The organism is Trinickia sp., from assembly GCF_036503415.1.
Classification (GTDB): domain Bacteria; phylum Pseudomonadota; class Gammaproteobacteria; order Burkholderiales; family Burkholderiaceae; genus Trinickia.
Genome location: NZ_DASXWY010000215.1, coordinates 1 through 6,973 on the forward strand (window position 1 = coordinate 1; position 6,973 = coordinate 6,973).

General features: G+C 63.7%; 6 protein-coding genes and 1 pseudogene. 3 read left to right on the forward strand and 4 right to left on the reverse strand.

Annotated elements, in window-relative coordinates; translation table 11 throughout:
- A pseudogene (locus VGL01_RS24875) lies at nt 1-227 on the reverse strand (MFS transporter); the annotation flags it as partial.
- Between the two features lie 129 nt (nt 228-356).
- The gene (locus VGL01_RS24880; protein WP_331574153.1) at nt 357-1,811 is read right to left on the reverse strand and encodes a carbohydrate porin; all 1,455 of its coding nucleotides are present in this window, start codon (nt 1,809-1,811) and stop codon (nt 357-359) included.
- A 468-nt stretch (nt 1,812-2,279) separates the two neighbouring features.
- On the opposite strand from VGL01_RS24880, the gene VGL01_RS24885 reads away from it, so the two are divergent.
- Genes VGL01_RS24885 through VGL01_RS24895 form a run of 3 tightly spaced genes read left to right on the forward strand, consistent with a single transcriptional unit; the run spans nt 2,280 to nt 5,182 of the window.
- Entirely contained in the window at nt 2,280-3,422 is a 1,143-nt protein-coding gene (locus tag VGL01_RS24885; protein WP_331574155.1) for an FAD-dependent oxidoreductase, read from the forward strand.
- A 7-nt stretch (nt 3,423-3,429) separates the two neighbouring features.
- Entirely contained in the window at nt 3,430-3,774 is a 345-nt protein-coding gene (locus VGL01_RS24890; protein WP_331574157.1) for a (2Fe-2S)-binding protein, read from the forward strand.
- On the forward strand, nt 3,764-5,182 hold the full coding sequence (locus VGL01_RS24895) for an NAD(P)/FAD-dependent oxidoreductase (RefSeq protein WP_331574159.1): 1,419 nt from the start codon (nt 3,764-3,766) through the stop codon (nt 5,180-5,182). The genes VGL01_RS24890 and VGL01_RS24895 overlap by 11 nt, the downstream gene beginning before the upstream one ends.
- A 36-nt stretch (nt 5,183-5,218) precedes the next feature.
- Here the strand turns inward: VGL01_RS24895 and VGL01_RS24900 are convergent, their stop codons facing one another.
- Together VGL01_RS24900 and VGL01_RS24905 are read right to left on the reverse strand one after the other, a co-directional pair.
- Nucleotides 5,219-5,875 (reverse strand): aspartate/glutamate racemase family protein, encoded by a 657-nt coding sequence (locus tag VGL01_RS24900; protein WP_331574161.1) that lies wholly within the window; start codon nt 5,873-5,875, stop codon nt 5,219-5,221.
- 23 nt (nt 5,876-5,898) lie between these two features.
- On the reverse strand, nt 5,899-6,973 hold a 1,075-nt coding region (locus VGL01_RS24905; protein WP_331574163.1), incomplete at its 5' end, for an FAD-binding oxidoreductase.

Consider the following 6,973-nt stretch of genomic DNA (forward strand, 5'->3'; position numbering starts at 1 on the left):
GCCCAGACACCGAGCAACATGGAAAGCAACAAGAACGGCAGTGTTTGGGCGGTCTGCAGCCAGCCGGTTTGTCCAGCCCCCGCACCGAGGGCGAAGACCGCAACGAGCGGCGTCGCTGCGAGACCGATCTGCTCGGCCGACTGCGCGGCCAGGTTGGACCATGCGAGCCGATGAAAAGCAGGCGAAAGACGGGTGGTGGGAGATTCGGCGGCGGTGCGAACGGACATTTTGTGATCTCCGGCTATCGAGTCGAGTCACATCGATGTTCGCTGTCGCCGCTCGCATCTACGAGCCGATTCTTGCTCTCCCATTCACTCGAGGTCGATCACACGCGAAGGGCGCGTTCGCCGCCGCAATCAGAAGGTGATCGTCGCACGCGCGCCGACGACGAACGTATTGCGCAAGGGCCGCGCCGGGTCGTTCGGATTCTGGCCTGCGCCTGCGTTGAACGTGTACTGGGCGTCGGCGGCCAGCATCCACCATGGCGTGACCTGATACTGGTAGGTCGCCTCGACAGTCGTTTCGCGCGTGCGCACGCCGTAGGGGCCGCCGCCGAATGCAAGCTGATCGCGGTCGAGCGACGTGACGTGATTGCCGACCTGGATATAGGTGACGGCAAGGCCGACGCTATCGTTGTCCCGGCCCTGGAACGGAGCCTTCAGCACGATGCCGGCATTGGCCGCGAAGCTCACGAGGTTTCGATCCCCCGGCGCGCCCATTACGCGCGCGAAAACGCCGAGGCTCTTCGGGCCCGACGGGTCCGGGCGCCAAATCATTTGATCGGCGACGGCATAGAAACTGTAGTCGCCGTGATGCGACTGCGCGATACCCGTCGAGGCGGGATTGGCGAGCGACAATCCGTCGACGCCCATGCGCTGATCGGCGAAGCGGCCGTTGTGATACCAGACGCCGATCTTGTACGTACCGGGCAGGCCGCCGGAGTGTCCGGTGTTCGCTTCGCCCTCTGAAGGCGGATTCAGCGCGTACTGCAACTCGCCGATGTAAAGGGCGCCGTTGTGCAGATTGAAGTTCGTACCGCTGACGTTGTTCGGATTGTTGCCGAGGGGATCGCCATCGAATACGCCCGCCAACGCGGTGACGGACGGTGCCAGTTGCGCGCGCACCCGCACGCCGAGTGCGGCGAGCGGATAGGCGGGGCCGCCGTTGGGCAGATCGTACGAGGGCAGTGCGGGCCAACCGAACATCGTATTGATGAACGTATTGGCATACGTGCTGCCCATGAATTCCTGATCCAGGCTTTGCTGGCCGATCTTCACGTCGACGCGCTTGTCGAGGAACGACTGCTGGTACCACAGCTCCCACAGACGGGTCGTGGCCTGCGCCTCGATGCCGCTTGCGGTGTTGAGCGTGCCGAGGTTCGAGCTGCTCAGATTGCGGCCGTGAATCTGCAGCGCACTGGCGTTGAATGTGCCGCCCGGTAAGCCGATCGCTTTTTGCGTATCGACCGACAGGGTCATCGTTGTCAGACCGTCGTACGCGCCACCGCGATTTAGCCCGCCGCGGAGATTCGCGAGGTATTCGCTGGTCTCGGTGATCTGCAGCGTTGCTCCGTACTTGCCGAGCCACGGACGGATCCCGCCCATATCGCCAAGCAGCGTATCGCGGTTCCAGATATCTGCGGGTTTCGCCTGAGCGGTGGCATCGGTTTGCGGGACCTTCGACTCGGTATCGGCTTGGGTTTGGGCGAATGCGCTTGCGCTTGCAAGCCATGCGTAGACAGCGACAGCCGCGCACGCCGCTGGGCGCGCGCGGTAACAGGTGCGCGCTCCTCGGCGCGACGCTAATTTCATCTTGTTGTCCTGCATCTTTTGATCGAAGTATGGAGGTGAATAGGTCCGGTACGTATGCGGCTTAATCGCAATGCGGGAGATCGTAGAGGTTGTGAATTGCAAAGTCAATGAAAACGAGAATTATTCTCATCGCCGGTTTCATGTGGCGAGCGTTGTCAAAGCTAGATCCAAGTTTTCGTCCGCACCTTCGATACGACATTAGAACTTTGCTCTTACATACAAGCAAAAGGTTGATAATTCGCGTTATGTCAAATCAAGGACGAGCATCCCTCCATCATCTCGGGTTGACCGGTCCCCATCGTCGATCGCGAAATCACGCTCGCCCCACGTCTGGAAAGCCGCGTTTGGAAAGTGTTGAAAGTAAGCCGAAAACACATCGGAACTGCTGAATTTCGCTTCGTTTCCCCCAAAAGGTAATGCGCCGAGGGATATACCATTTCGGTTGAGTACCCTGACTGGAGACGCCGGATGAAGCAATTTGCTTCCACCCGCCCCGACGTACTGGTAGTCGGCGCAGGACTGGTCGGCTCCGCCGTCGCTTATGGGCTTGCGCGCGAAGGCGCAAAAGTAACCGTACTCGACCAGGGCGACGATGCTTTCCGTGCATCACGCGGCAATTTCGGACTCGTGTGGATCCAGGGCAAGGGCTATGGCCTAACGCCATATACACGCTGGTCGCGCGATTCCGCAGCGCGCTGGCCGACGCTTGCGGCGACGCTCGCGGACGAGACGGGCGTTGACGTCGCCCTGCGCCAGCCCGGCGGGTTTCACTTCTGCTTTTCCGACGATGAGCTGGCGGCACGCGAAACGCGCCTTTCGACGCTGCGGCGCGAAATGGCCGGCGACTACCCCTATCAGCTACTCGACGCGCGCGAAGTCCGCGAGCGACTACCTGCGGTTGGGCCAGCGGTGCTCGGTGCGAGCTATACGCCGATGGACGGCCATGTGAATCCGTTGAAACTGCTGCGGGCGCTGCATGTCGGCATGCAGCAGCGCGGCGTCAGGCTGGTGAGCGGCGAGAACGTGTCACGCATCGCGCCGAACGGCGCAGGTTTTACGGTGCACGGTGTTCGCACTACCTGGCACGCAGACAAGGTCGTGCTCGCCGCGGGACTCGGCAACCGAGCGCTCGCGCCACAGGTAGGACTTCACGCACCGGTCGAGCCGAACCGCGGACAGATACTCGTCAGCGAGCGTGTCGCGCCGTTTCTGCATCACCCCACGCTGAATGTGCGGCAAACCGATGAAGGCACCGTGCAGTTCGGCGATTCCATGGAAGAGGCAGGCTTCGACGACTTCACGACCACCCGCGTACTCGCCGACATCGCGCGGCGCGGGGTGCGCACGTTCCCGTTCCTGAAGGACGTGCGGCTCGTGCGAATGTGGGCGGCCCTGCGTGTCTATAGCCCGGACGGTTTTCCGATCTATGACGAGTCGCCCCGCTATCCCGGCGCGTTCGTCGTGACGTGTCACAGCGGCGTGACGTTGGCCGCCGCCCATGCGACGCGCATCGCGCCGTGGATCGCCGGCGCGCCGATTCCGGAAGAACTGCCTGCATTTTCGGGCAGTCGCTTCAGCCTTGCCCGCGCCATTCCGGTCCCAGCTCACTGATCGCGCCATGACATCCCAACCGTTATTCAAGACTTTGTCCGACGCTGATGCGCCAGTCCACATCTGGTTCAACGATCGATCGATGCACGTGCCCGGCGGCCGCTCTGTGGCGGCTGCGCTGCTGACGGCAGGAGTCTCGCGGTTTCGTGCAACGCCCGTCGGCGCTTCGCCCCGCGGGCCCTACTGCATGATGGGCGCGTGCTTCGACTGCCTCGTGGAAATCGATGGGGTGCCGAGCCGGCAGAGCTGCATGGTTACGGTACGCGACGGCATGCGCGTCCGCTCTCAAGAGGGCGCACGCGAACTGCCGCCTGTCGTCGCCCAATTGCCGGAGCACGTTCGTGAGCGTTGAAAACGTTGCTGAACCCGCCCACGAACCGGTCGATGTCGTGGTCGTGGGCGCAGGCCCGGCGGGGCTCGTGGCCGCCGCGCGCGCGGCGAGCGCGGGACTTTCGGTCGTGCTGCTCGATGAACAGGACACCGTCGGTGGCCAGATCTATCGTGCCATCAGCCATGCCGACGCCCGTCGCACGGACATTCTCGGTCCCGATTACGCGGCAGGCGCAGCCATTGCCGACGCGTTCACCCGCTCGGGCGCACACCACGTCGCCAATGCATCCGTGTGGCACGTGACCCGGGAGCGCTGTGTACATTATCTGAAGGACGGCAAGGTCGGCAGCTTTCAGGCGCAGCGCATCATTCTCGCGACCGGTGCATTGGAACGCCCGTTCCCGATTCCGGGCTGGACATTGCCGGGCGTGTTGACGGCGGGCGCCGCGCAGATCCTGTTGAAGAGCGCGGGTGAAGTGCCGGCGCAGCCGCCCGTGCTGGTCGGCTGCGGCCCCCTGCTCTATTTGCTCGGCTGGCAATACACGCGCGCTGGCGTGCCAATTCGCGCGCTCGTCGATACGACGCGCCACGAGGACCGCTGGCGCGCGAAGCGCTACATGCTATCGGCTCTGCGCGCGTGGCCTATGCTCAGCAAGGGCCTGCAGCTGATCCGCACGCTGCGCGAAGCGGGCGTGCCGATCCATGAAGCGGCCGACGATCTACGCATCGAAGCGAAGACGGATGAAGACGGCGTCGAGCGCGCCGCCGCGCTCAGTTTCACAACGCACGGGCGCGAGCATCGCATCGACGCCAACCTCTTCCTGCTGCATCAGGGCGTCGTGCCGAACATTCAGTTTCCCCTTTCGTTGCGTGCGCAACATCGTTGGGACGAGGCGCAGCTGTGCTTCGCACCGGTTACCGATCTGTGGGGCGAACTCGACGTGCCCGGCATCTTCATCGCCGGGGATGGCGGCGGCATTATCGGCGCGCAGGCGGCGGCCGTCCAGGGCGCCCTAGCCGGGCTCGCTGTGGCGGAGCAGCTCGGCGCGATCGACCTGTCGACACGCGATCGCGAAGCGTCGATCCACCGCCGCAAGCTCGCTGACCTGAAGCGCATCCGCCCTTTTCTCGACAGCCTGTACCGGCCGCGCGACGCAAACCGTATTCCGGCCGACGACGTCATAGTCTGTCGCTGCGAAGAAGTCACCGCGGGTGAAGTGCGCGGTTTCGTTTCCCTGGGTTGCCTGGGCCCCAATCAGGCGAAATCGTTCGGGCGCTGCGGGATGGGACCTTGCCAGGGGCGCATGTGCGGGCTGACGGTAACTGAAATCATCGCGCACGCACGCAACGTCACACCCGAGACGGTCGGCTACTACCGCATCCGCCCCCCGATCAAACCTGTCACGCTCGGAGAATTGGCGGGCGACTGAGACCCAGCGCCGCGTATCGCGGCGCGCATTGTGTGATTACGTCGTTCCAAGCGCGCGTTTGAGCGCAGCCACACCGCTGCGCGGGCTGGAGAGCACTGGAACCCGCACCCCCGTCAATTGCGGCACGAGCCGCGCCATCGAAACCTGTGCCAGCACGACGACGTCGACCTGCTCTGCCAGCGTCGAGATAGTGCGCTTCAGAATGTCGTCGTGTCGGGCGCCATCCCCGCTGACGAGCGCCTCGAACGCACCCTCTGCAATCCGCTCGGTCACTTCAACCGTACGACCGAGTTCGTCCGCCTTCTTTTTGACCAGTCGAACGGTGGGTTCGAGCGTAGTCGATACCGTTGCGACCACCCCAATGCGATGACCGACCGAGCTCGCCTCTTCTGCCATCGCCTCATCGATTTTCACGATCGGGGTGGTGACGAAGTGGCGCACCGAGTCGACAGCTTCGCCTACGGACGAGCAGGCGTTCAAGATGATATCGACGTGCATCGCCTGCGCATTGGCCATGTACGAATGGATCCGGCTGGCAACGTCCGGAGTCAGGTGGCCGGCTGCTCGCACGTCGGCGAGCAGGCTGTCGTCGACGATATTGATGACACGCGCCTCAGGGATTTGCTCGCTGATTTGCTCTTTGATCGGCTGGACCGTGACCAGTCCCGTGTGAACCACGGCAATCGTCGTCATAGGTTGATTCGGCTCGTAGTAGTTTAAAAATCGGCGACCTTGCCCCACGCCGAATCGCTGAACCGGCTCGGCCGATACGGTTTCGGATCCACGATCGGTACCGCACCGGTAGCAAGATCCGCGATCAAATGGCCAGCGCCGGGACCGATACCGAAACCGTGTCCCGAAAAGCCTGCTGCCAAAATCAATCCCGGCATGCCCGGCACTTCGCCAATACCGGGAACACCGTCCGGCGTGCTGTCGACGAAGCCGGCCCACGCGTGGGTGATCTTTGCGCGGCCCAGTTCCGGCAGCAGTTCGACGGCTCGCCGCTGTGTTTCCCTGATCGTCGGGAGGTCGGGTTTAGGATCGAGAATGCGCACGCGCTCCATGGGTGTCGGCGCGTCGAGCCGCCACCGCTTCAACGTTTCGTGTCCGCCTCGAACACCTTCCAGCCCCCCCGGCAGGAGGCTGCGCCAGCGCTTGGCGAACATCGGCACGAACTGCGGCGCGAATCGTATGAACTGTGGCGTGACGTCCACGCGTGCGCGGCCGCTGATGGCCAGTGCGTATCGTCCGTCGCTGCGGCGCGTGACGGATACGCCTGAGGTAAACAGGGCGTCCGGCAACGGATGCTCCACGGGAGCCACGCTGAGGATGGATTGGCGGATGGAGGCCTGCGGAAAACGGATGCCGAGCTGGCGGCAGAACGAGGACGCCCACGCGCCTCCGGCGAGCACCACGGTTTTCGTCTTGATGACTCCGGCTTCCGTGATGACGCCGCTGACCCGACCGCCCTCCAATTCGAGGCCGCGGGCCGCACACTGCTGGTGAACGCTGCCACCGAGCTTGATGAGTGCGGCTGCCACAGCCGGCGCAGCCTTCGCAGGATCGGCAGTGCCATCGCTGGGGGAGAAGACGCCGCCTTTCCAGGCGCGGCCGGTCGCCTGCCCTCGCTCGGCGGCTTGCCGGCTGTCTAGCATGTAAGTTGTCACGCCCGCGGTCTTCGCAAAGTCGCCCCAACTGGCCCAACGGGACAATTCGGCGTCGTCATTGCTGAGGTACAGCAGCCCACACCGATGAAAGCCCGTGTCTTCGCCCGTTTCGATCGCAAATCGT

Coding starts and splice junctions, on each gene's coding strand:
- VGL01_RS24890 (WP_331574157.1), top strand. CDS start 3,430: ATGACATCCCAACCGTTATTCAAGACTTTGTCCGACGCTGATGCGCCA.
- VGL01_RS24900 (WP_331574161.1), bottom strand. CDS start 5,875: ATGACGACGATTGCCGTGGTTCACACGGGACTGGTCACGGTCCAGCCG.
- VGL01_RS24885 (WP_331574155.1), top strand. CDS start 2,280: ATGAAGCAATTTGCTTCCACCCGCCCCGACGTACTGGTAGTCGGCGCA.
- VGL01_RS24880 (WP_331574153.1), bottom strand. CDS start 1,811: ATGAAATTAGCGTCGCGCCGAGGAGCGCGCACCTGTTACCGCGCGCGC.